This window comes from Arthrobacter sp. 05L44 (genome assembly GCF_056397605.1).
In genome coordinates, this window is the sequence record NZ_JBFTNS010000003.1 from 93,431 (window position 1) to 116,862 (window position 23,432).

The 23,432-nt window shown below is 68.2% G+C and carries 19 protein-coding genes; 12 read left to right on the plus strand and 7 right to left on the minus strand.

The features are described 5' to 3' along the window. Positions 1-21: 21 nt before the first annotated feature. The 4 genes from AC1DHY_RS09180 to AC1DHY_RS09195 all read right to left on the minus strand — a co-directional run bounded on the left by AC1DHY_RS09180 (position 22) and on the right by AC1DHY_RS09195 (position 5,037). Positions 22-2,100, minus strand: coding sequence for a PTS fructose transporter subunit IIABC (locus AC1DHY_RS09180; protein WP_476878177.1), 2,079 nt, complete (start codon positions 2,098-2,100; stop codon positions 22-24). 2 nt (positions 2,101-2,102) lie between these two features. Beyond that, a complete protein-coding gene (locus tag AC1DHY_RS09185) occupies positions 2,103-3,089 on the minus strand; it encodes a 1-phosphofructokinase family hexose kinase (protein ID WP_476878176.1) in 987 nt (328 codons plus the stop codon). Continuing rightward, positions 3,086-3,937, minus strand: coding sequence for a DeoR/GlpR family DNA-binding transcription regulator (locus AC1DHY_RS09190; RefSeq protein WP_476878175.1), 852 nt, complete (start codon positions 3,935-3,937; stop codon positions 3,086-3,088). Before AC1DHY_RS09190 ends, AC1DHY_RS09185 begins: the two co-directional genes overlap by 4 nt. 836 nt (positions 3,938-4,773) lie before the next feature. Then, positions 4,774-5,037 (minus strand): DUF6458 family protein, encoded by a 264-nt coding sequence (locus tag AC1DHY_RS09195; RefSeq protein ID WP_476878174.1) that lies wholly within the window; start codon positions 5,035-5,037, stop codon positions 4,774-4,776. Positions 5,038-5,264: 227 nt separating this feature from the next. Here AC1DHY_RS09195 and AC1DHY_RS09200 point away from each other — a divergent pair, with 227 nt between their 5' ends. From AC1DHY_RS09200 to AC1DHY_RS09255, 12 genes are all read left to right on the plus strand, one after another. Continuing rightward, on the plus strand, positions 5,265-5,882 hold the full coding sequence (locus AC1DHY_RS09200; RefSeq protein ID WP_476878173.1) for an alpha/beta hydrolase: 618 nt from the start codon (positions 5,265-5,267) through the stop codon (positions 5,880-5,882). Between the two features lie 232 nt (positions 5,883-6,114). Next, positions 6,115-7,125, plus strand: coding sequence for a LacI family DNA-binding transcriptional regulator (locus AC1DHY_RS09205; RefSeq protein ID WP_476878172.1), 1,011 nt, complete (start codon positions 6,115-6,117; stop codon positions 7,123-7,125). Positions 7,126-7,356: 231 nt separating this feature from the next. Beyond that, positions 7,357-8,103 (plus strand): HAD family hydrolase, encoded by a 747-nt coding sequence (locus AC1DHY_RS09210; protein ID WP_476878171.1) that lies wholly within the window; start codon positions 7,357-7,359, stop codon positions 8,101-8,103. A 69-nt stretch (positions 8,104-8,172) separates the two neighbouring features. Continuing rightward, the gene (locus AC1DHY_RS09215; protein ID WP_476878170.1) at positions 8,173-10,503 is read left to right on the plus strand and encodes a glycoside hydrolase family 65 protein; all 2,331 of its coding nucleotides are present in this window, start codon (positions 8,173-8,175) and stop codon (positions 10,501-10,503) included. 64 nt (positions 10,504-10,567) lie between these two features. Then, a complete protein-coding gene (locus AC1DHY_RS09220; RefSeq protein WP_476878169.1) occupies positions 10,568-11,158 on the plus strand; it encodes a hypothetical protein in 591 nt (196 codons plus the stop codon). Positions 11,159-11,274: 116 nt separating this feature from the next. After that, positions 11,275-12,084 carry a hypothetical protein gene (locus AC1DHY_RS09225; RefSeq protein WP_476878180.1) on the plus strand — a complete coding sequence of 270 codons (810 nt, stop codon included), beginning with the start codon at positions 11,275-11,277 and terminating at the stop codon, positions 12,082-12,084. Beyond that, complete coding sequence (locus tag AC1DHY_RS09230) at positions 12,074-12,823, plus strand: LamB/YcsF family protein (protein WP_476878168.1); 750 nt, start codon at positions 12,074-12,076, stop codon at positions 12,821-12,823. Before AC1DHY_RS09225 ends, AC1DHY_RS09230 begins: the two co-directional genes overlap by 11 nt. 95 nt (positions 12,824-12,918) lie before the next feature. Further along, positions 12,919-16,629 (plus strand): nitrate reductase subunit alpha, encoded by a 3,711-nt coding sequence (locus tag AC1DHY_RS09235; RefSeq protein ID WP_476903511.1) that lies wholly within the window; start codon positions 12,919-12,921, stop codon positions 16,627-16,629. Continuing rightward, the gene (gene narH, locus AC1DHY_RS09240) at positions 16,629-18,329 is read left to right on the plus strand and encodes a nitrate reductase subunit beta (protein ID WP_476878166.1); all 1,701 of its coding nucleotides are present in this window, start codon (positions 16,629-16,631) and stop codon (positions 18,327-18,329) included. Before AC1DHY_RS09235 ends, narH begins: the two co-directional genes overlap by 1 nt. After that, entirely contained in the window at positions 18,326-18,946 is a 621-nt protein-coding gene (gene narJ / locus AC1DHY_RS09245; protein ID WP_476878165.1) for a nitrate reductase molybdenum cofactor assembly chaperone, read from the plus strand. The genes narH and narJ overlap by 4 nt, the downstream gene beginning before the upstream one ends. Before the next feature lie 2 nt (positions 18,947-18,948). Next, complete coding sequence (gene narI, locus AC1DHY_RS09250) at positions 18,949-19,797, plus strand: respiratory nitrate reductase subunit gamma (RefSeq protein ID WP_476878164.1); 849 nt, start codon at positions 18,949-18,951, stop codon at positions 19,795-19,797. A 42-nt stretch (positions 19,798-19,839) separates the two neighbouring features. Next, positions 19,840-21,063 (plus strand): MFS transporter, encoded by a 1,224-nt coding sequence (locus tag AC1DHY_RS09255; RefSeq protein ID WP_476903512.1) that lies wholly within the window; start codon positions 19,840-19,842, stop codon positions 21,061-21,063. Positions 21,064-21,641: 578 nt separating this feature from the next. Here the strand turns inward: AC1DHY_RS09255 and AC1DHY_RS09260 are convergent. The 3 genes from AC1DHY_RS09260 to AC1DHY_RS09270 all read right to left on the minus strand — a co-directional run bounded on the left by AC1DHY_RS09260 (position 21,642) and on the right by AC1DHY_RS09270 (position 23,399). Continuing rightward, positions 21,642-21,887: a hypothetical protein gene (locus tag AC1DHY_RS09260; protein WP_476903513.1), complete on the minus strand. Its 246-nt coding sequence runs from the start codon at positions 21,885-21,887 to the stop codon at positions 21,642-21,644. Between the two features lie 91 nt (positions 21,888-21,978). Beyond that, complete coding sequence (locus AC1DHY_RS09265; protein WP_476878162.1) at positions 21,979-22,173, minus strand: hypothetical protein; 195 nt, start codon at positions 22,171-22,173, stop codon at positions 21,979-21,981. Positions 22,174-22,739: 566 nt separating this feature from the next. Next, positions 22,740-23,399: a GntR family transcriptional regulator gene (locus AC1DHY_RS09270; protein WP_476903514.1), complete on the minus strand. Its 660-nt coding sequence runs from the start codon at positions 23,397-23,399 to the stop codon at positions 22,740-22,742. Between the last annotated feature and the right edge of the window lie 33 nt (positions 23,400-23,432).

A 23,432-nucleotide genomic window follows, 5' to 3' on the forward strand; every position in this document is an offset into this window, starting at 1 on the left:
GAAGGTCTGTCGCGGACCGGCTCAGACGGTTACTGGAACCGGTTCAACCGTATCAACGGTCTTCTTGACTGCCCAGCGCTTGAGGGCGATCACGGACAGGGCGGTGATCACAGTGCCCACCGCGATCGAGACGACGAACATCAGGAAGTTATCGATCGCGAAGAAGACGAAGATGCCGCCGTGCGGGGCCTTGGATCCGACCCCCGCGGCCATCGAGATGGCCCCGGTGACGGCGCCGCCCACCATGCTGGCCGGGATAACGCGCAGCGGGTCGGCCGCGGCGAACGGGATGGCGCCTTCGGAGATGAACGATGCCCCGAGCAGCCAGGCCGCCTTGCCGTTTTCCTGTTCGGCGAGGCTGAAGAGCTTCTTGTTCAGGACGGTGGAGGCGAGGGCCATGGCCAGCGGCGGCACCATGCCGGAGGCCATAACGGCCGCCATGATCTGCCACGGTGCCTGGTTGTCCAGGGACGCCGCGCCCAGGCCGGCGACGGCGAAGGAGTAGGCGACCTTGTTGACGGGTCCGCCGAGGTCGAAGCACATCATGAGGCCCAGGATCACGCCGAGGGCGATCGCGCCGGCGCCGGTGAGGCCGGACAGCCAGGCGTTCAGGCCCTTGGTGATGGCGACGATCGGGCCGCCAAGGATCAGGAACATCAGGCCCGAGGCCACGAGCGAGGCGAGCAGCGGGATGATGACGACAGGCATCAGGCCACGCAGCCAGCGGGGGACCTGCAGGCGGCCGATCACGAGGGCGATGTAACCGGCGAGCAGGCCGCCGACGATGCCGCCGAGGAAGCCGGCGCCCATGAACCCTGCGACCGCACCGGCGACGAAGCCGGGAGCAATGCCGGGACGGTCAGCGATCGCGTAGGCGATGTAGCCGGCCAGTGCCGGCACCAGGAAGCCCAGGGACAGTGCGCCGATCTTGAACAGCACGGCGCCGAGGTAGGCGCCGAGCGGTCCCCACGCGTTGTCCGGGAACTCGGTGGGGAGGTTGAAGAGGCTGTTCTGGACAACGATCGTGTCCGCGTACTTCGTGATCAGGTAGCCGCCCATCAGGAAGCCGAGGGCGATCAGCAGACCGCCGCCTGCGACGAACGGGATCATGTAGCTGACGCCGGTGAGCAGGGCTTTCTTCAGCTTCTGGCCGATGTGCTCGCCCTTTTCCTCGGCCTCATGCTCGGCCTGTTCCTCCGCGCCGAAGTGCGGGACGCGGCGGGCGTGCGGGTTGTCCGCGGCGGCGAGGGCCTCCTGGACCATCTTGTCGGGCTCGTCGATGCCGCGCTTGACCGGGGCGTTGATGACGGGCTTGCCGGCGAAGCGCTCCTTGCCGCGGACGTCGACGTCGACGGCGAAGATCACGGCGTCGGCAGCGGCGATGACGGCGGGGTCGAGTGCCTTGGCCCCGGAGGACCCCTGGGTTTCGACCTGCAGGTCCACGCCGGCTTCCCGGGCCGCGGCCACCAGCGAGTCGGCGGCCATGTAGGTGTGCGCGATGCCGGTGGGGCAGGCCGTGACGGCGACCAGGCGCTTGGCACGCGGAGCAGTGCCGGAGGCGGCGGCCGTGCCGGAGGCCCCGGCGGTGGCTGCTGCACCGGCGGCGGGTGCGGCGTCGGCCGGGACATCGGCGGCGTGGCTGGCCGGCTTGTCCGCCAGGGCGCCCTCGACCAGTTCCACCACCTCGGCCTGCGTGCCGGCGGCGCGCAGGGCGCCGGTGAAGTCCTTCTTGATCAGCGAACGGGCCAGCTTGGAGAGGAGCTTCAGGTGCTCCTGGTCCGCGCCTTCCGGGGCCGCGATGAAGAAGACGAGGTCGGCGGGGCCGTCCTTGGCGCCGAAATCAACGGGCCGGGACAGCCGGGCCATGGCCAGCGTGGCCTCGGAGACCGCCGTCGAACGGCAGTGCGGGATTGCGATGCCGCCGGGCACGCCGGTGGCGGTCTTGGACTCGCGGGCGAAGGCGTCGGCAAAAAGCCCCTCGACTTCGGTGGCGCGTCCGGTGGCCGCAACTCTGCCTGCCAGGTGCCGGATCACGTCCTCGGGCGTATTGCCCAGATTCTGGTCGAGCTCGACCAGTTCGGTAGTAATGAGCTGGGTCACTGTCAATCCTTCTTCAGGGCCGTGATGGTTACGGCGGCGGGGTTTGTTTGGTGCACTGCCGGGACGGTGGACCCGGGCAGGGAAGCAGCGGCGGCACCATGGGCCACCGCCTGACGCAGGCAATCGGCCGGGGCGGCGCCCTGGCTGGCGGCGAGCAGGTAGCCGGCAAGCGACGAATCGCCGGCGCCGACCGTGCTGACCGCCTTGACCGGCGGGTGCGTGGCGAGCCACGCACCGTCGGCCGTCACAAGCACCGCACCCTTGGAACCAAGGGTTGCGAGTACGGCGCCCACTCCGGAACGGACGAGGGCGCCGGCGGCCGCCGCGGCAGCCTCCGGGTCAGCCTCGAGTTCCTCGGCGGACTTATTGGTGGCGAAGCCGGCTGCGGCAGCCAGTTCCACCAGTTCCTCGGCATTGGGCTTGAGCAGGTCCGGTTTCCCCGGGGCGTCCCCGGAGACCGCGGCGGCGAGGGGTTCGCCGGAGGAGTCGACGGCGACGAGGGGTGCCTCTGAGCCGTCGTGCAGGGAACGCAGCCGCCGGGTCACGGTGGCGTAAAAGTCGGCCGGAACACCCGGCGGGAGGGAACCGGCCAGGACAACCCAGCTGGCGCCGCGGGAGGAATCCAGCAACAGCCCGATCAGGGCCTCCTGCTGTTCCCCGCTCAGCACCGGCCCGGGCTCGTTGACCTTGGTGGTCACGCCGCCCGGCTCGGTGAGGGCCACGTTGCTGCGCAGCGGCTCCCCGATGGGCAGGGCCGCGAACGGTACCTCTGTGTCCCGCAGCCCGGCCAGCACCGGGTCCGCCTCCGCGCCCGGAAGCACGGCGATGGTTTTCAGGCCGGAGGCGACCAGGGCGCGGGAGACGTTGACGCCCTTGCCGCCGGACTCCTGCCGGACGGAAACGGCGCGCTGGACTTCGCCCCGGAGCAGCGGTCCGGGCAGGGCCACGGTGCGGTCCAGGCTGGGGTTGGCCGTAAAGGTGACGATCATACGACCACCACCTCCACTCCGGCGTCCGCGAGTGCCGCGGCGAGGTCCGGGCTCGGTTGGGAGTCTGTAATCACGGTGTCCAGATCTTTCAGGGAGGCGAACTGGACCAGCGTTTCAGCGTCCAGCTTGGTGGAATCGGCCAGCACCACAATGCGGCGGGCTGATTGGACGAAGGCGGCCTTGACGGCTGCTTCTTCAGGATCGGGTGTGCTGAGTCCAAAGGTTGCGGAGATGCCGTTGGTGCCGACGAAGGCGATGTCGGGCCGGATCCGGCGGGCGGCTTCCACGGTGGACTGCCCAACGGCGGCCTGGGTCAGCCCGCGGACCTTCCCGCCCAACAGGTGCAGCCCGATCCCCGCCTCGCCGGAAAGCTTCCCCGCGATGGGCAGGGCGTGGGTGATGACCACGAGCTCGCCGTCGCCGGGGGACTGGGTTGATGCGGGCGCCGTGGTTCCGGCGGCTGCTGCCGTGCCTGTTGTCGAGCGGCCGCCGGCCGTGCGGGCCGCAAGGAGTTCCGCGAGGACTTCGGTGGTGGAGCCGGCGTCGATGAGGATGCTGCCGGAGCGGCCCTGCGGGATAAGCGCGAGGGCGGCCTGGGCGATCCGGGTCTTCTCGGACGGCCGCTGGATGGTGCGCTCGGTGATGCTTTCCTCGGTGGTGCTGATCCGCTCGGGTGACACCGCGCCGCCATGGACCCGGCGGACAGTGCCGGCGATCTCAAGGGCGGCCAGGTCGCGGCGGACCGTCTCCGTGGTGATGCTAAAACGCTCGGCGAGGTCCGTGACGCTGGCCCGGCCGCTGGCAGCGACGAGCTCCACGATCAATTGCTGGCGTTCCTCGGCGAACACGTGCCCTCCATTGCGACGGTTACTGCGAATGCTGGTTCGGATGCTGCTCCTTCCGCCCGGCTTCGGTGACCCCCATCACAGCTAAGTGGAATTGATTGACTTTATCTGTGTTCTTGTGGCTTTGTCAATGAAAAACAACAGGAACACAGAACGGGCCCCTCCGCGCCGGACGGACATGCCCATCCGTGGGGTGCCGGGATGGACATGCCCATCGTTCGGCCCACCCCTTGGGCATGCACATCCTGGGCTGCGGACATGCCCATTCTTCGGCCCGCAGCAATGGACATGCCCGTTCTCCGCGCCGACCGATGGACATGTCGATTCCTCGGGGCGAACCGGGATGGACATGCCCATTGTTTGGCCCGAGGAGTGGGCATATACGGGCTATGTCCAACCGTCGTGACGAGAGATGGGCATGTCCATCCTTCGGCGCACTCCTCGGGCATACGCATCCCTGGCCTGCGGACATGCGCATTCCCGGCCCGCAGCAATGAACATGCTCAATCTCCGCGCCGCCCGATGGACATGTCGGTTCCTTGGGACAGCCGGATGGACATGTCCGTTTCTAGAGGCCGGCCGGGATGGGCATGTCCATTGGTTGGCCTAGGGGGTGGACATATATGGGTTATGTCCAGCCTTTGTGCCGGGAGATGGGCATGTCCATCCCGGGATCGGGCCCGTGAGCTCGCGATGCCGCGGGAAGGTGCTGGTTGGTTTCGCGGGGTCCGTTAAGCGCCGGACGCCGGGCCGGACCTTGCTGGTCCGGCCCGGCGTGCGGGTCAGTTCGAGGTGTGTTTGCGGCCGGAGCCGCCAGCCTGGCGTGAAAGCGCGGCGGATCAGATGCCGGCGTCGCGGCTCTCGTTGCGGGTGATGGTCTCGCCGGTGTTGGGGTCGACGACGGAGCGGGTTTCGCTCACGCGGCGGGTGCGGCTGCGGCCCGGCGAAGCGAGGATCAGCGACGCGACAAGCCCGATGACGCCGACCACCATAAGGATGTAGCCGATCATGGTCTGGTCCACATTGGGAATCAATCCTGGCGAGATGGCCCAGGCGAGGATGGCGCCGATGGCGATGAGGAAGATGGAGGAACCGATTCTCATGACTTGCTCCTTGATGTCCGGTCAGGACCGATAGGTGGTGCTAAGCATGCTGACGAGCGTCACGCTACAGCCCGGTACGTGTCGTTTCAACGATTTTGGCCCCGCCTCGCCGGAAAACCGGGCGTAATCGGGGTGCCGGCGCGACGGGGACGGGGTGCTTCGAGCCCCGGCGGCCCGCCGGCTCCGGCATTCCGGCGCCCGGTCCTGCCGCTGGCTAGGCTTGCCGCATGGACACTGTCATCTGGTCGAAGCCGGAGCCCGAACGGGCGGGGACCCCGCTGCTGGTGATGCTGCACGGTTACGGCACGGACGAAACCCGGATGGCGGAGCTCTTCCCCAGCCTCCCGCCGCAGTTCACCTGCGCGGCCCTGCGCGGACCCAAGGTGATCGGCGACGACTACGGCTGGTTCCTGCTGGACTACTTTCTCACCCACGACTTTGCCGACGTCATCACTGCGACGAACTCCGTCTTCAGCTGGATCGACGGCGTCAAGGCCCGGCACAGCAGCGTGACCCTGCTCGGCTATTCCCAGGGCATGGCCATGGCGAGCACCCTGCTGCGGCTCAGGCCGGAGGGATTCCGCGCCGTCGTCGGGCTGTCCGGCTTTGTGCTGGACAACGAGCTGCTGGCGATGAGCGAATCGTTCAGCACGCGGCCGCCGTTCTTTTGGGGCCGGGACAAGAACGATCCGGTGATTAACGACGACGCCACCGCGCACACCAAGGAGTGGCTGGACCTGAACACCCAGCTCACGGCCCGCAGCTACCCCGGGATGGGGCATTCGATCTCCCGTGCCGAACTCGTGGACGTCGGCGCGTTCCTGCGCCACTACGTACTGGGCTGAGCTCCCGCTCCGTCCCAGCAGTCTGAGCTCCCGCGCCGCCCCAGCAGTCGGGCCGGCGGGCCGCGCGAACCCGGGCCCGCTGGCCCCAAAAGAATTCACCCCGGGAACGGCCGCCACCACTTGCGAAGCGAATTTATAAGCGTTTACAGTTTACTTTGGCCATTTTGATCCGGCCCACTACTCCAGGGGGAAGAAAGGTCCAGGCCCGTGTCGCATGGCTAAGGCTCCACGCGTGACAATCCAGGACGTCGCCGCCCTCTCCGGGCTTTCCATCTGCACCGTCTCCCGCGCCCTCCGGGACTTGCCCAACGTGTCCGAACAGGCACAGGCCAAGGTCGCCGACGCCGCCGCCAAGCTCGGCTACAAGGCATCCTCCGCCGCTGCAAGGCTCGCCGGGGGAACCACCGGTGCCGTGGCCATCATCGCCCCTACCGCCACCGCGTGGTTCTTCGCGCAGGCCGTCGAGGCCGCCGAGGAAGTGTTCGCGGACAGCGGCTTCGACACCGTGCTCATCAGCCTCCGCAACCGGCCCAGTGTGCAGCGCAAGATCTTCGGCGACCTGGCCGGGCTCGCCCAGCGCGTCGACGGGGTTCTGCTGCTCAATGTGGCCCTCGACGCCGATGAGATCGCCGCGCTGGAAGCCTCCGGCCTCGCCGTCGCGAGCGTCGGCATGAACCGCGTCCCGTGGGACAACGTGGGAATCGACAACGAAGAAGCGGCGCGCCGGGCCACCGGGCACCTGCTCGGCCTGGGTCACTGGGACCTGGCAATGCTGGCCGGACGGGAACCGGGGGAGCGGTCCGTGGACACGGCCGATGCCCGGCGGCGCGGATTCGAGCGGGCCCTGGCGGAGCACGAGCTCACCGTGGATCCGGACCTGGTGCTCGACGCCGAATCCAGCATCGAGGGCGGGCGTCGGGCCATGACGGAATTGATCGAAAACCGCCGGATGCCCTCCGCGGTGTTCGCCGGCTGCGACGAAACCGCGTTTGGCGCGCTCATGGCCCTGCGGGATCTCGGTTTGTCAGCACCGAAAAACGTCTCCATCATTGGTATAGACGACCATCAAATGAGCTGGTTCCTCGGGCTGACGACCATCGCGCAGCCGGTGGCCGACCAGGGGGCCTTCGCAGCCAACCTGCTGATCGAACGGCTCCACCGGTCCGGGCTGCCGAATCCGCCGGCCACGCACCTGCTGGAGACCAAGCTGATCGAGCGCAGGAGTACCCGACGCCGACGCTGATCTCCGCCAGCCCGGACCGCCGGCCCGCTCCGGCATCCCGGACTCCCGGCCGTGACCCGGGCCGGGACCCCGGCCCGGCAGCAGGACCGCCGTCGTCCGCAGCCGGTCCCGGCAGAAACCCGCAAGCCCGGCAACGCAGCCTCCACCGGCCACCGGCCGCCCCGCCCCGGCGGCCCCGCCCATCATTTCCCACACACGATCCATGCGACCGTCTGAAAGGACCTCCGCCCCATGACTGAGATTTCCAACAGCGCCCCCGGCACGGCCGACGTGCTGGCCGGCGCCACCGCCATCCTGTTCGACCTCGACGGCGTCCTGACCCCCACCGCGGTGGTGCACGAACGCGCCTGGCAGGAACTCTTCGACGGCTTCCTCGCCACCGTCCCGGAAGCGCAGGGCTACCGCGAGAGCGACTACTTCGACCACATCGACGGCAAACCGCGTTTCGACGGCGTCCGTGACTTCCTGGCCTCGCGCGGCATTGTGCTGCCCGAGGGCCCGACGGATGACGACCCCGCGCACGACACCGTGCACGGCCTTGGCAACCGCAAGAACAAGGTCTTCAACGACATCGTTGCCGCCGGCGGAGTGCAGCCCTACGAGGGCTCGCTGCGCTTCATTGAAGCGGCGCTCCAGCGCGGCCTGAAACTCGCCGTCGTCTCCTCCTCCCGGAATGCCGTCCCGGTGCTCAAGGCCGCCGGCCTGTCGGACTACTTCCCGGTGGTGGTGGACGGCGTCGTCGCGGTATCCGAAGGCCTGCCCGGCAAGCCGAACCCGGACACCTACCAGTACGCGGCGCGGCTGCTGGGGCTTCCCAGCGAGGAATGCGTCGTCGTCGAAGATGCCGTCTCCGGTGTCCAGGCTGGAAGCGCGGGGAGCTTCCACTCGGTCATCGGCGTGGACCGCGGAGCCGGGCGGAAGACCCTGCTCGACGCCGGCGCCACCCTCGTGGTCAACGACCTGGCCGAGCTGCTCTAGCCCGCCAGATCACCGGCAACACCCACCCGCACCTACCCGCACAACCGTCACCGCCAAAGGACCCCAACCATGGCTCTCATCACCTCGGACCGCGCCAGGTTCCCCAATGACCCCTGGCAGCTCGTGGAAACCGTCCACCTGCCGGGCAACGCCGGAACGCTGGAGACCCTGTTCAGCCTGGGCAACGGCCACCTCGGCATCCGCGGCGCCCACTGGGCCGCCGCCGACGCCGAACTTCCGGGCAGCTTCATCAACGGCTTCCACGAGATCTGGGACATCAAGCACGCGGAAAACGCGTACGGATTTGCCCGCACCGGCCAGCGCATCCTCTACGTCCCGGACGCCAACAACTTTGTGGTGGTCATCGACGGCGAGATGCTCAGCCTCGAGGAATCAACCGTGCTGGACTACCGGCGCAGCGTGGACTTTGCCACCGGCGTCTACGAATGCCGGATCGTCTGGCAGTGCCGCTCCGGCGCCACGGTGACCACCACGGAACGGCGTGCGGTGAGCTATCAGGCCCGCGGCGCCCTGGGCATCTCCCTTGAGGTCGCCGCCGACCGGGACATCTCCGCGGATGTGACCTCGGCCGTGGTCAACCGGCAGGACCAGCCGGTGGAGGACCACTCCGCGCACGATCCCCGCCGCGCAGGCCGCCACGCCGGCCGCGTGCTGCTTCCGCTGCGGCTGGACGGCTCCGACGGCTCGCTCCGCCTCGCCTGGGAAGCGGCCGAGTCCAAGCAGCGGCTCGGCATGGCCGTGGATCACTGGACCTCCGCCGGCGTGCAGCCCTTCGACACCCAGACGGACCAGGACGACAGCAGTGTCCGCTACGTCCTGGCCGTCAGCCCGGAGGTGCCGTTCCTCCTGGAGAAGAGCGTCAGCTACGCGGTGGGACGCTCAGCGGACGAGGACCTGGCCGACACCGCCGAACGGTCCCTGCTGCCGGTGGCCGAGATCTTCGCCGAAAGCGCGGCGCACTACCGCGACTACTGGACCACCAGCGACATTGTGGTGGGCGGCCAGGACGAACTCCAGCAGGCCATCCGCTGGAACCTCTTCCAGCTGGCCCAGGCCACGGCGTGCGCCGACGTGGCCGGCATCCCGGCCAAGGGCGTGTCCGGCTCCGGCTATGACGGGCACTACTTCTGGGACCAGGAGGTGTACCTGCTGCCCTACCTGACCTACACCAACCCGGGCAACGCCCGGCAGGTCCTTGAGTTCCGCCACGAGCTGCTGCCCGAAGCGAGGGTCCGCGCCAAGGAGCTCAGTGTGGACGGCGCCCTGTTCCCCTGGCGCACCATCAACGGCCTGGAAGCCAGCGCCTACTACGCCGCCGGCACGGCACAGTTCCATATCGCTGCCGCCATCGCCTTCGCCACCAACCGCTTCATCTGGGCCAGCGGGGACGCGGAGTTCAAGGAAACCCTCGGCGCCGACCTGCTGATCGAGACGGCCCGGATGTGGGCCTCCCTGGGCTTCTTTGGCAAGGACGGGCTGTTCCACATCCATGGCGTCACGGGCCCGGACGAATACACCGCCGTCGTCAACGACAACCTGTACACCAACGTTATGGCCCGCTTTAACCTGCGCACGGCCGCGGCGCTGGACCACCCGGGGATCGACCCGGCCGAACGGGAGCTCTGGGAACAGGCCGCGAACCGGATGCACGTCCCGTTCGACGAGGACCTCCAGGTCCACTCCCAGGACAACGACTTCATGACCCTGGAGCCGTGGGACTGGGACACGCCGCGGTCCAAGTACCCGCTGCTGCTGCATTTCCACCCGCTGGTGATCTACCGGCACCAGGTCCTCAAGCAGGCGGACACGGTCCTGGCGATGTTCCTGCAGTGGCAGGACTTCACGGCCGAGGAGAAGCGCCGAGCCTTCGACTTCTACGACCCCATCACCACCGGAGACTCCACCCTGTCTGCCTGCGTGCAGGGCATCATGGCGGCCGAGGTCGGCTACGGCCAGGCCGCGCTGGACCACTTCACCCACGCCGTGTTCATCGACCTGGACGACACCCACGGCAACACGATCGACGGCGTCCACATCGCCTCCACCGGCGGGGTCTGGAGCTCGCTGGTCAGCGGGTTCGCGGGCCTGCGAGACCAGGGTGAGGTGCCGTACTTCGATCCGAGGCTGCCCGCCGAATGGGACGGGTTAGCCTTCCACCTCAAGCTCCGCGGCGGCCTGCTGCGGGTCGAACTGGACCACGCCGCAATCCGGCTGACCACCCGCGAGGGTGCCCCGCTCGAGATCGAGGTGCGCGGCGAACGGTTCACGGTGGGCAGCGACCCCGTGACGGTGCCCCTGCACGCCGTCGCGAGCCCCGAACCCACAGTGTTCCCGGGGCCGGCGACGGCGTCCATCCCGGTGGTGCGCGCCGTCAACTAGCCGCCGCGGCGGCGCCGTCCGTGTCCAGCGGGTGGGAGCGGCGCCGTCCCGTTAGGCTCCTCTCATGGAGAACACGGCCACCGCACCGGCGCGGCGCAGCCTTGCCTTTGTGGGGATCAACGCCGGGCTGGCGCTGCACCCGGCGGATGCCGGCGGCGCCCAGCTTCCGGGGGAGGCCGCCAGCTGCTTCGCGACATTCTGGCAGGCCGACTGGTCGCGCTGGGGTGCCGGCAACGCCCTGCTGGTGGCCACCCTGCAGGGCTGGCGCAGCTACGGCCCCAACGCAGCCCTCGCGGAAACCCTGGCCACCGAGCTCACCCGCTTCTTCCCGGAGGCGGCCCGCTTTCCGCTGACCGGGATCAGCCACACCCACGACGAGTTCACCGTGGTGGTGGATCCCGCCACCGGCTTCCGCGCCACAGGGGCCAAGGCGGAACTGGCCATCACCGGCGTCCTTGACCGGAGGAAGTTCGCGGCGCCGGACTTCCAGCTCGGGGCCGGCAGCGCCGCCCTCAGCAACGTCTACCTGCCCTGCAGCACCGGCCGGCTCGTGGAATTCGGGGTGGAATGGCCGGGCGCCCCGGCGGTCTGCCCGGGCCCGCTGGGCCCGTCGTCCTCGGCGTTCCTGGCCCTCGCCGAATCCTGGGTGCTTTAGCGGCGTAGCCCGACGGCGGGGGCCCGGGGCCGCCGTCCCGGAGCGGCCGGATGGTGTGTGGCCTAGAGTTAATGCTGGACAATGTTCAGCACCCTTATGGTTCACGAGAGGCGATGATGGCCAAGCGCAGCAACCCGGCAATGAAAATTGCCCAGAAGACCGCCCACAGCGCCATGTTCGACGCCGACGGCAAGCCCAAGCCCGGCGTCCACAACATGCTCCTGCGCGCCGTAGAAATCCAGCGGCCGCTGGTGCTGGCGAACCTGCGCCGGCTGCAGCGGAAACACCCGCACGCCACCGCGGCGCAGCTCGCCGCCATCCTGGAACGCAACTACCTGACCGCCGTCACCGGCGGCGGCGCCCTCGTGGGCGGCTCTGCCGTGATCCCCGGCGTCGGCACCGTGGCCGCCCTTGGCCTCTCCGCTGCCGCCACCGTCGGATTCCTCGAAGCCACCGCCCTGTTCGCCACCTCGCTGGCCGAGCTGCACGGGGTGCGGATGGTCGACCCGGAAAAGGCCAGCACCGTGGTGATGGCCATCATGCTCGGCGAAGAAGGCACGGCGCTGCTGAGTTCGCTCAGCGGGCAGGCTGCCGGCCAGGGCCGCGGACCCACCCAGGCCTGGGGAACCCTCTTCGCCCGCCGTGCGCCGATGATCGGGTTCGGGTCGGTCCGGGAGCGGATCCAGCGGGCCTTCCTGCAGAACCTGCTCAAGCGCCAGGGCACCGCGCTGCTGGGCCGGGCGCTGCCCTTTGGCGTCGGCGCAGTGGTGGGCGGCGTCGGCAACCGGATGATGGGGCGCGCCGTCGTCGAGAACGCCAAGGAAGCCTTCGGCCCCATGCCGGAGACCATCCCCGGAGAGCTGAAACCCGGCACCGGGACAGCCGACGCCGGGCCAGTAGTGGAAGGCGAAACCCTTGGATCTTAACGCTGACCTTGGGGAGTCCTTCGGCTCCTGGACCATGGGCGACGACGCCGCGATGTTCCGGCTGGTCACCAGCGCCAGCGTCGCGTGCGGCCTGCACGCCGGGGACCCCGTGACGATGCTGGACACCTGCCGCTCCGCCTACGAACTCGATGTTCGGGTCGGCGCCCACCTGGGCTACCCCGACCTCGCCGGCTTCGGCATGCGCTCCCTGGACATGACTTTCGACGACCTCTTCGGCGCCGTGCTCTACCAGCTGGGCGCGCTCGACGGCGTGGCCCATGCCGTGGGTGCCTCGGTGGACTACGTCAAGGTGCACGGCGGCCTCTACGACCGCACGGCGCACGACACCGAACAGGCATCCGCCGTCGTCGCCGCCATCCAGGCCTACGACCCGGGACTGCCCATCCTCGGCCTGGAAGGCTCGGCGCTGCTGGGCATCGCCCGGGACGCCGGGAACCCGGTGTTCCATGAGGCCTTCGCCGACCGCGCGTACCTCCCGGACGGCAGCCTCGTGCCGCGCCAGGAGGAGGAATCCGTCATTGAGGATCCCGACGAGATCGTCGAACGGGCGCTCCGGCTGGCCCTCAAGGGCGAAGTCCTCGCGGTCGACGGCACCGTGGTCACCCGCACGCCGCACTCTATCTGCCTGCACGGGGACACCCCCGGGTCGGTCGAGGTGGCCGCCGCGATCCGCGCCGCCCTGGAGAAGGCCGGCGTCGAACTCGAACCCTTCGCCTAGGCCCTCGCAGCGGGTCTCATGCGGCCCGCACGCCCCGGGACCCCCAGTGCCGTAAGGCCCTATCGAAGCCGATAGGTGGCCCCTAGCTTGGGGGCATGACTGCCGAAGGCGCCGCGGGGTTGGACGGACCCGCCTCGGATGCAATGTTGAAGCTGGGCCGTTTCTTCACGAAGTGGGACCAGACCGCGGACGGCAGGGCGGTGTTCCGGGAAGGCGGCCGCAAGGGCGACATCTTCTACCGGGACCGCTGGAGCCACGACAAGGTGGTCCGCTCCACACACGGGGTGAACTGCACCGGCTCCTGCTCCTGGAAGGTGTACGTCAAGGACGGCATCATCACCTGGGAATCCCAGCAGACCGACTACCCCTCCGTCGGCCCAGACAGTCCCGAATACGAGCCCCGGGGTTGCCCTCGAGGGGCGGCCTTCTCCTGGTACACCTACTCACCCACCCGGGTCCGCTTCCCCTACGCCCGCGGCGTGCTCGTCGAAATGTACCGGGAGGCCAAAGCCCGGCTGGGCGACCCCGTGCTCGCCTTCGCGGACGTCGCCGGGGACCCGGAGAAACGCCGCCGCTACCAGCAGGCCCGCGGCAAGGGCGGCCTGGTCCGCGTCTCCTGGCGGGAAGCCGTGGAAATCGCCGCCGCAGCCCACGTCAACACCATCAAGACCTACGGCCCGGACCGCTGCGCCGGGTTCTCGCCCATCCCGGCGATGTCCATGGTGTCGCACGCAGTGGGCACCCGCTTCATCCAGCTGATCGGCGGGGTGATGACATCCTTCTACGACTGGTACGCCGACCTTCCGGTGGCCAGCCCGCAGGTGTTCGGGGACCAGACCGACGTCCCCGAATCCGGGGACTGGTGGGACGCGCGGTACCTGATGATGTGGGGCTCAAACGTCCCGGTCACCCGCACCCCCGACGCGCACTGGATGGCCGAGGTGCGGTACCGCGGCACCAAGGTGGTGACGGTCAGTCCCGACTACGCCGACAACACCAAGTTCGCCGACGAGTGGCTGCCCGCCCAGGCCGGAACCGACGCCGCGCTGGCCATGGCGATGGGGCACGTGATGCTCAAGGAATTCTTCGTCGACCGCGAGGTCCCCTTCTTCACCGATTACGTCCGGCAGTACACCGACCTGCCGTTCCTGGTCCGGCTGGAACGGCGCGGGGACGGCACCCTCACCCCGGCCAAGTTCCTCACCGCACAGGACCTGCCGGCCGAGTCGCTTGCCGAGGACGCGGCCTTCCGCACCGTTGTGTTCGACAAAGCCTCCGGACGCCCCGCCGTCCCCAACGGTTCCATGGGGTTCCGCTACTCCGGCAGCGGCGAGGGCAAATGGAACCTGGACCTTGAGGGCATCGAACCGGCACTGTCCCTCCGCGAGGTATCCGGGGAAAGCGCCGAGATCCTGCTGCCCTGTTTCGAGGACGCCGGCGGCAACGGCAGCGTCCTCCGCCGCGGGGTACCCGTCGTCGAACTCGAAGGGGAACTGGCCACCACCGTCTTCGATCTGATGCTGGCGCAGTACGGCGTCGGCCGGGAGGGGCTGCCGGGGGACTGGGCTGCCGGGTACGACGACGCCGGGACCCCCTACACGCCGGCGTGGCAGGAGGAGATCACCTCCGTCCCCGCGCAGGCCTGCATCCGGGTGGCCCGCGAGTTCGCCCGCAACGCCGAGGAATCCAAGGGCCGGTCCATGATCATCATGGGCGCCGGCATCTGCCAGTGGTTCCACGGCGACACCACCTACCGGGCCGTCCTGGCGCTCGTGATGCTGACCGGCTGCCTGGGCCGCAACGGCGGCGGCTGGGCGCACTACGTCGGGCAGGAAAAGGCCCGCCCCGCCACCGGCTGGGTCTCGCTGGCCAACGCGCTGGACTGGTCCCGGCCGCCGCGGACCATGATCGGCACCGGCTACTGGTACATGCACACCGGCCAGTGGCGGCAGGACGGCTACTCGGCCGATGCGCTGAAGTCCCCGCTCTCCACCGGCGCCCTGGACGGCATGCACACCGCGGACGCCATGGCCCAGTCCGCCCGGCTCGGCTGGATGCCGTTCTACCCGCAGTTCGACCGGAACCCGCTGGACCTCGCGGACGAGGCCGAGGCCGCCGTCGCCGCCGGGACCGCGGCGGACACCCCCGGGTACATCGCGGAGGCCCTCAAGAACCGCACCCTGAACCCCGCGATCGAGGACGTGGACGCCCCGGAAAACTGGCCCCGGACCCTGGTGCTGTGGCGCTCCAACCTGTTCGGCTCCTCCGCCAAAGGCAACGAATACTTCCTGCGGAACCTGCTGGGCACCCACCACAACGTCCTGGGGGAGGACAACGCCGAGGTCCTTAAACCCCGCGACGTGAAATGGCACGCCCACGCCCCGGAGGGGAAACTGGACCTCCTGGTCTCCGCCGATTTCCGGATGACCTCCACCACGCTGCTCTCCGACGTCGTTTTCCCCGCGGCCACCTGGTACGAGAAGAACGACCTCTCCTCCACCGACATGCACCCGTTTGTGCACGCCTTTACCCCCGCGATCGACCCGCCGTGGGAAACCAAAACGGATTTCGACACCTTCCACCTGCTCGCGGAGGAATTCTCCCGGCAGGCCAAAACCCACCTGGGCGTCCGCAAAGACCTGGTCAGCGTGCCCCTGCAGCACGATACCCCCGGCCAGCTCGCCCAGCCCGGCGGGACGGTCCGGGACTGGCGGGACAGGTCCATCCCGGCGGTCCCGGGACAGAACATGCCCATTTTCTCCGTGGTGGAGCGGGACTACACCGCCGTCGCGGACAAGCTGGCCGCCGTCGGGCCGCTGGCCGACAAACTGGGCTTCACAGTCAAGAACGTCACCTACAAACTCGCCGGCCCGTTGGAGCGGCTCCGGCGAGCCAACGGCGTGATGCTCGGCGGCGCCGCCGACGGCCGGCCGGCGCTGGACACCGACGCGAAGCTGGCCGAAGCCATCCTGGCCTTTTCCGGCACCACCAACGGTGCCCTGTCCGTCCAGGGGTTCAAGGATCTGGAAGTCCGGACCGGCCGGAAACTGGCGGACCTGTCCGAAGGCTCCGAGGAAAAGTTCATCACCTTCGCCCAGACCCAGGCCGGCCCGGTCCCGGTCATCACCTCGCCGGAATGGTCGGGCTCGGAGACCGGCGGCCGGCGCTACGCGCCCTTCACCATCAACATCGAGCGGCTCAAGCCCTTCCACACCCTGACCGGGCGGATGCACTTCTTCCTGGACCACGACTGGATCCGGGATATCGGCGAGGCCCTGCCGATCTACCGGCCCCCGCTGGACATGCACCGGCTCTTCGGCGAACCCAAACTGGGCCGCGACGGGTCCATGGAAGTGGTGGTCCGCTACCTGACGCCGCACTCCAAATGGTCCATCCACTCCGAATACCAGGACAACCTGCTGATGCTCTCGCTCTCCCGCGGCGGACCCACGGTCTGGATGAGCCCGGCCGACGCCGCCGCGATCGAGGTCAAGGACAACGACTGGGTGGAGTGCCTGAACATCAACGGCGTCCTCGTGGCCCGGGCGATCGTCAGCCACCGGATGCCCGCCGGGGTGGTTTACGTCCACCACGCGCAGGAACGCACCATCGACGTCCCCAAATCCGAGGCCACCGGACGGCGCGGCGGCATCCACAACTCCGTCACCCGGCTGCTGGTCAAACCCTCGCACCTGATCGGCGGCTACGCCCAGCTGGCGTACGCGTTCAACTACCTTGGCCCCACCGGAAACCAGCGGGACATGGTGGCCACCGTCCGGCGCCGGTCCCAGGAGGTGCAGTACTGATGCGTGTAATGGCCCAGATGGGCATGGTCATGAACCTGGACAAGTGCATTGGCTGCCACACCTGCTCCGTGACCTGCAAACAGGCCTGGACCAACCGGGCCGGCACCGAGTACGTCTGGTTCAACAACGTCGAAACCCGCCCCGGCCAGGGGTATCCGCGCCGCTACGAGGACCAGGAGCGGTGGCACGGCGGCTGGGTGCTGAACAAACGCGGCAAACTGGTGCTCAAAGCCGGCGGCCGGGTCAAGAAAATGCTCGGGATCTTCGCCAGCCCGGTCCAGCCGGAGCTCAAGGACTACTACGAGCCGTGGACCTACGATTACAAAACCCTCGTGGACGCCCCGCTGGGGGACGACTTCCCCGTGGCCCGGCCGAAGTCCCTGATCACCGGCGAGGATACCAAGATCACCTGGTCCGCGAACTGGGATGACGACCTCGGCGGCTCCGCCGAGCACGGCCACCTGGACCCCATCGTGGAAAAGGTCCGGCGCGAGTCCGAGGACAAGATCAAGTTCGCCTACGAGCAGACGTTTATGTTCTACCTGCCGCGGATCTGCGAGCACTGCCTGAACCCGTCCTGCATGGCCTCCTGCCCGTCCGGGGCCATCTACAAACGCGTCGAGGACGGGATCGTGCTGGTGGACCAGGACCGGTGCCGCGGCTGGCGGCAGTGCATCACCGGCTGCCCGTACAAGAAGATCTACTTCAACCACAAGACCGGGAAAGCCGAGAAGTGCACCTTCTGCTACCCGCGGGTCGAGGTGGGGCTGCCGACGGTGTGCTCGGAGACCTGCGTGGGCCGGCTGCGGTATTTGGGGCTGTTTTTGTACGACGCCGACGCCGTCACCGCCGCGGCCGCCGTCACCGACCCGCAGGAACTCTACGACGCCCAGATGGACGTGCTGCTGGACCCGGAGGACCCCGCGGTGCAGGCCGAGGCGCGGGCGCAGGGCATCCCCGAGGACTGGATCGACGCCGCGCGGCGCTCGCCGGTCTACGCCCTCGCGAAGGTCTACAAGGTGGCGCTGCCGCTGCACCCGGAATACCGGACCATGCCCATGGTCTGGTACGTGCCGCCGCTGTCGCCGGTGGTGGACCTGCTCCGGGACCAGGGGCACGACGGTGAGGACGCCGGCAACCTCTTCGGCGCCATCGACGCCCTGCGCATCCCGGTGGAATACCTTGCCGAGCTGTTCACCGCCGGGGACACGGACCGGGTCACCGCGGTACTCCGGAGACTCGCGGCGATGCGCTCCTTTATGCGTGGCATCAGCCTCGGCAACGACCCCGACGACGCCATCCCCGAAACCGTGGGGATGGACAGCCAGAGCATGTACGAGATGTACAGGCTGATGGCGATCGCCAAGTACGACGAGCGGTACGTGATTCCCAAGGCGCACGTGGAACAGGCCCACGACCTTGAGGAAATGGGGTGCTCGCTGGACTTCGACGGCGGCCCCGGCATGCAGGACTCCTCGCCCTTCGGGGAAGCCAGCGGCCGTCCCGTGCCCGTCGCGGTGGAGACCTTCCACGCCCTGCGGGACCGGCAGACCTCCGGGGCGGCCCCCGGAGAGACCACGCTGCGGGGGCGGGTTAACCTGCTGAACTGGGACGGGACGGGTGCACCTCAGGGGCTTTTCCCGCCGAAAGGCCCGGAACCGGAGCCGGACACCCTGGCAGCGGCGGAGGACCAGCCATGAGCCGCCGCGAGCAGGTGGTCTACCTGGCGGCCGCCTGGTGCCTGTCCTACCCGGACGAGGACCTGACCGGGAAGGTGCCGCTGATGCGGGCCGCACTCGCCGAGTTTCCCGGGGCGGTGGCCGACTTCGCCGAGGTGCTGGACCTGCTGGAAACGAGGCCCTTGATGGAGGTGCAGGCCCACTACGTCCGCGAGTTCGACCTCGGCAAGCGGCACGCCCTGCACCTGTCCTACTGGACCGACGGCGACACCCGGCACCGCGGCGAGGTGCTGGGGAACTTCAAGCAGACCTACCGGCAAAGCGACATCCTGGTGGACACCCACGGGGAACTCCCGGACTACCTGCCCATGGTGCTCGAGTTCGCCGCACTGGTGGACCTCGACGCCGGCCGCGGCCTGCTGGGCCGGTTCCGGGCCAGCCTGGAGATGCTGCGGCTCGGGCTGCTCCGTGACAAGCTCCCGCACGCCCGGATCCTGCAGGCCATCTGCGCCACCCTGCCCGGGAAATCGCCCGCGGATGAACAGGCTGTGATGCGGATGGCCGGCTACGGACCCCCCGCCGAGTCGGTGGGCCTGGACCCTTACGACCCGCGCCTGCTGCCCGTGAAAGGGGCCTGACCATGCTCGCAGCCGAGACCGGGACCGACCCGGCAGCCGCACTTTCCACCCTGGACATTGTGCTCTGGGGCGTCCTGCCGTACGTGATGGTGGTGGTTTTGGTGGGAGGCCTGGTTTGGCGCTACAAGTACGACCAGTTCGGCTGGACCACCCGCTCCTCGCAACTCTACGAATCCCGGCTGCTGCGGATCGCCTCGCCGCTGTTCCACTTCGGCCTGCTCGCCGTCATCGCCGGGCACTTCTTCGGCCTGGTCATCCCCATGGCGTGGACCCAGGCCGTGGGAATGAGCCAGGAGTTCTACCACTTGAATGCCCTGTTGGTGGGCGGCATCGCCGGGGTGGGCACACTGGGCGGCATCCTCCTGCTGATCTACCGCCGCCGCACCACCGGCCCAGTTTTTATGGCCACCACCACCAACGACAAAACCATGTACGTCGTCCTTACGGCGGCCCTGGTGTTCGGGCTGTGGACCACTTTGGCGAGCGTGTTCGAGGGCGAGCACGGCCACAACTACCGTGAGACCGTGGCCCCGTGGTTCCGGTCGCTGTTCATCTTCCAGCCGGACATTGGGGCGATGGCGGCAGCCCCGTTTTCCTTCCACCTGCACACCCTGGTGGGCATGGCGCTCTTTGTGATCTGGCCGTTCACCCGCTTGGTCCACGCCTTCACCGCGCCGTTCCACTACCTCTTCCGCCCCTACATCGTGTACCGGTCCCGGGACCGCGCCCCAGTTGCGGCCGGCGGCACCCGGGGCCGGAACAGCGCCGGGGCCCCGCGGCCCTCCGGCACCGCCGCCCGGCGCGGCTGGTCCGCCGTCGGAACCCGGGACCGGGATACCAGGAACCGGTAACCGGACCCGCCCGAGTCCCCGCCCCACCGAAAGGAGGCCCCCGTGGCCGGAACAGCGAACCCCGCCGCGGCCGTCCCGCACGGCCGGATGCTCAACCTCGTGCTCGCCACCGCGGCCTCCGTGGCCGGCTTCTGGGCGTGGAACTCCGTGGCCACCCTCGGGGCTTTCTACACCCAAAACCTCCAGCTCAACCCGGCCACCACCGGCATCCTGGTCGCGATGCCGGTCTTCGTCGGCTCGCTCGGGCGGATCGTCGTCGGGGCCCTGACGGACCGGTACGGAGGCCGGGTCCTGTTCAGCTTCGTCCTGCTGGCGGCCATTGTCCCGATCCTGCTGGTGGCCGTCGGCGGCACCATCCGCTCCTTCGCGCTGGTGCTCGGCGCGGGCCTGGTCCTCGGCATCGCCGGGACGGTGTTCGCCGTCGGCATCCCCTTCGTCAGCGCCTGGTACGAACCTTCCCGGCGCGGCTTCGCGACCGGAGTTTTCGGTGCCGGGATGGGAGGCACGGCCCTGGCCGCGTTCCTGAACCCGCGGCTTGTGGCCTGGATCGGCTACTTTCCCACGCACCTGCTGATCGCCGGGGTCCTGGCCGTTATGGCGGCGCTCGTATGGTTCCTGATGCGGGAGGCGCCGGGCTGGAGCCGGAACTACGCCCCGGTGCTGCCCAAACTCCTCGACGCCGCGAAGACACCGGTCACCTGGAAGATGTGTTTCCTCTACGCCGTGGTCTTCGGCGGCTTCGTGTCCTTTGCGACGTATCTGCCCACCTACCTGCGGGACGTGTACAGCTTCGATCCGAGCGCCGCCGGTGCCCGGACGGCGGGGTTCGCCCTTGCCGCCGTGCTGGCGCGGCCGGTCGGCGGGGTGCTGGCGGACAGGTTCGGCCCCAAGCCCGTGGTGGTGCTTTCCCTGGCCGGCGTCGCCCTGCTGGCCTGGGTGGTGAACCTGCAGCCCGACGGCGATGTGCCCGCCGGCCTGACGTTCGTGGCCATGGCGGCGGCCCTGGGCCTGGGCACCGGCGGCGTGTTCGCCTGGGTGGGGGTGCTGGCCCCGGCCGGGAAGGTGGGCAGCATCAGCGGGGTGGTCAGCGCCGCCGGCGGCCTGGGCGGGTACTTCCCGCCGCTGGTCATGGGGGCCACGTACGACGCCGCGACCCACAGCTACTCCATCGGGCTCTTCCTGCTGGTGGTCACGGCGCTCGCGGCGCTGGCCTTCACGGTCTTCGCCCTGCACGGCCGGCCCCGGGCCACGGTCGCGCCCGCCTGAGCCGCGCCGCCAGTCTGACAGCCGCCGGGCTGCCCCCATGCCTTTGCCGCGACCGGCCGATGGGCAGGGGCGGGTGGATGCGCCGCGATCAACGGAGGGGGCCAGCCGGCAGTGCTCCTCAGGCCAGAAGAACTGCCTGCTGCCGCTCGGTCGACTGCTGCCGCGTTGAAACGCGTGCATGCGGATGAGTTTTGTCATGGCTGCCCGATGGCTGTCTCATAACCGACGTCGGATACAACGATTCAGCCAAAAGGTTTCGAGACGTAGTTATGAGAATCGCCCCGTCGGGAGGATCCCAAGAAATTCCGACGAAAGACGGTCCGGAGGGTAGCGGTTAGGGCACCTTCACCGTGCATCTCATAGCGCAGGGTAAACGTGCCTTTAAAGGCGAGCAACAGCGCCGAAGGAAGAATTTCTGCCAGGCTGCGCTTTCGACGACCGGCTTGCGGCACGGCTACCTGGCACCGCCACTAGGTAGGCGACGGCCGTGTCTCGGGGCTTGAGCACAGCGCCGTCGTTTGCCGTGATGTTGGTCGCGGGCCGCCTGTCGAAAAGCGCCCGGGCTCGAATCAATCCAACTACTTCCCGCTGAGTAAGTAGCGGAATTCGTCTACCGCAGCCTTGCCCTCGGCGATATTTCCGCCGGTAACCTCGCAGTAAACCTCAATCGCCTTTATATCCCGACCCGCTATTAGTTCATCAACGACTGTCGAATACCTTTCATCTTGCAACAGATCATAGGACCCTGCGGCAGATGCATCGTCAATAAGGTAGAACGTCTTGATACCAGGTTCCCGACTAAATACCGAACCAACTCCGGTCATTTCGTGTTTCCTTTCAGCTGACTTCTTGCATCGAGTGTATTACCCGGATCTGGCCCGGCGGTCCCCCTTGCGTTCGTTTAGGGATCCCTTTTCAAGCGCTTGAGAACGTCTGTGTCTTGCCGAATTGGGCGATACCAAAGAGTGTCATTGCGGCCGTGCCGAGGAGGGCCACGATCAGCAGCCCACTGAGGGGTAGATCATAGATGGCGAGCTGGGAAATGCGGCGCGATGCCACTGCCAGAAGGCCCACAAAGGCGCCGATTAGGCCGGAGTAGCTTCCGGTCATGAAACTTCGGTGGCCTTGATGTTTTCTTTGAGATGGCCCGCAGTCCTGGCCGTCAGTGTTCAGACGGTCAGCGCCGAGAGTGCGTGGAGCCAATTGACCCGCCTTCGATGGTCCTGAGTCCGAACGAGGTCAGAACCGCGACGTACATAGCAACAACCCAGATTCGACCCACAGTCCTATGAAAGCTGCCGCCTTCGGTCTGGCGCTGCAGGTTCACGGCTCCGAAGATCACCGCGTAGCCGGCGGCTATGGCGAGTAGAGAGATCAAAACAGTCCGGGAGGAAGGCATGTCACGGAGCCTGGCGGGCCTCAGCTACACGCCACGCGCCGCTAGGCAGCGGGTCCTTAGATTCTTGGCGTCGGCGCCAAATAGGGTCGCAAACAGACCGCGATACCGCCGAAAGTCGCATGACGGACGGCTGCTGGGGGATCGGCGCACGGAGATTGAAGCGCCTCTGATTGCGCGGTGCAACCCACAGCAATTCGTGGCCGCGTTACCGTGAAGAGCTGGTTGTAGCGGCATTGCTCGCCGTATGAAGGTGGAAGGGACTGCCCTCTGCGTACACCTAGGCGACGAGGTTGTCCGCGGCTCCGTCCATGTGCTCGCGGATCGTTTTGCGGGCCAAGGTGGCGTCACCGGTTTCGATGGCCGCGACGATCTCGCGGTGCCGATCCACGCCCATGTTCCTGACTCCTTTTTCCCGCCCAGCGAACATGATGGACATCCGGATGGATCCCTCCAGTGATTCCCAGGAGTGGAGCAGTGTTTCATTTCCGGTCAGCCGGCACAGGGTCCGGTGGAATTCCATGTCGGATTCGATCCGCTCTTCCAATGACGCGTTCTGAGCCGCCTCCATTGCGTCAACTGTCAGGTGCAGGGAGGCGATCGCAGCTTCGCGGTCAGCGAGCTCACACAGGGTGCGTGCGGCCAGAGATTCGAGGGCGGCCCGGACGGCGAAAATGTCGCGGATCTCTTTTCCGTCCAGGTGCCGTACCGAGAGTCGGCCGCGCGGGCCCGAGGACAGCAGACCTTCCTGTTCCAACTGGCGGAGCGCCTCACGCAGCGTTCCTCGGCTGATTTGCAGCATTTCCGAAAGTTCGGTTTCGACCAGGTGCCGTCCGGGCTCCAGCTCTCCGCTGGTGATGGCGGTGCGCAGTGCTGAAACCGCCTGCTCGCGCAGGTTCTGCTTCTGCAATCCCAGCAGCGGGGCTGTCGTTCCGGCCATGGCCCGTCCTCAGTGTTATACGTCGACTGTTTA

Bases quoted from the DNA above. Each gene is read 5' to 3' on its own strand.
- AC1DHY_RS09185 (WP_476878176.1), bottom strand. From the start codon at position 3,089: ATGATCGTCACCTTTACGGCCAACCCCAGCCTGGACCGCACCGTGGCC.
- AC1DHY_RS09260 (WP_476903513.1), bottom strand. From the start codon at position 21,887: ATGACCGGAGTTGGTTCGGTATTTAGTCGGGAACCTGGTATCAAGACG.
- AC1DHY_RS09210 (WP_476878171.1), top strand. From the start codon at position 7,357: ATGACTGAGATTTCCAACAGCGCCCCCGGCACGGCCGACGTGCTGGCC.
- AC1DHY_RS09220 (WP_476878169.1), top strand. From the start codon at position 10,568: ATGGAGAACACGGCCACCGCACCGGCGCGGCGCAGCCTTGCCTTTGTG.
- AC1DHY_RS09270 (WP_476903514.1), bottom strand. From the start codon at position 23,399: ATGGCCGGAACGACAGCCCCGCTGCTGGGATTGCAGAAGCAGAACCTG.
- AC1DHY_RS09235 (WP_476903511.1), top strand. From the start codon at position 12,919: ATGACTGCCGAAGGCGCCGCGGGGTTGGACGGACCCGCCTCGGATGCA.
- narJ (WP_476878165.1), top strand. From the start codon at position 18,326: ATGAGCCGCCGCGAGCAGGTGGTCTACCTGGCGGCCGCCTGGTGCCTG.
- AC1DHY_RS09200 (WP_476878173.1), top strand. From the start codon at position 5,265: ATGGACACTGTCATCTGGTCGAAGCCGGAGCCCGAACGGGCGGGGACC.
- AC1DHY_RS09225 (WP_476878180.1), top strand. From the start codon at position 11,275: ATGGCCAAGCGCAGCAACCCGGCAATGAAAATTGCCCAGAAGACCGCC.
- AC1DHY_RS09195 (WP_476878174.1), bottom strand. From the start codon at position 5,037: ATGAGAATCGGTTCCTCCATCTTCCTCATCGCCATCGGCGCCATCCTC.
- AC1DHY_RS09265 (WP_476878162.1), bottom strand. From the start codon at position 22,173: ATGACCGGAAGCTACTCCGGCCTAATCGGCGCCTTTGTGGGCCTTCTG.
- narH (WP_476878166.1), top strand. From the start codon at position 16,629: ATGCGTGTAATGGCCCAGATGGGCATGGTCATGAACCTGGACAAGTGC.
- narI (WP_476878164.1), top strand. From the start codon at position 18,949: ATGCTCGCAGCCGAGACCGGGACCGACCCGGCAGCCGCACTTTCCACC.
- AC1DHY_RS09215 (WP_476878170.1), top strand. From the start codon at position 8,173: ATGGCTCTCATCACCTCGGACCGCGCCAGGTTCCCCAATGACCCCTGG.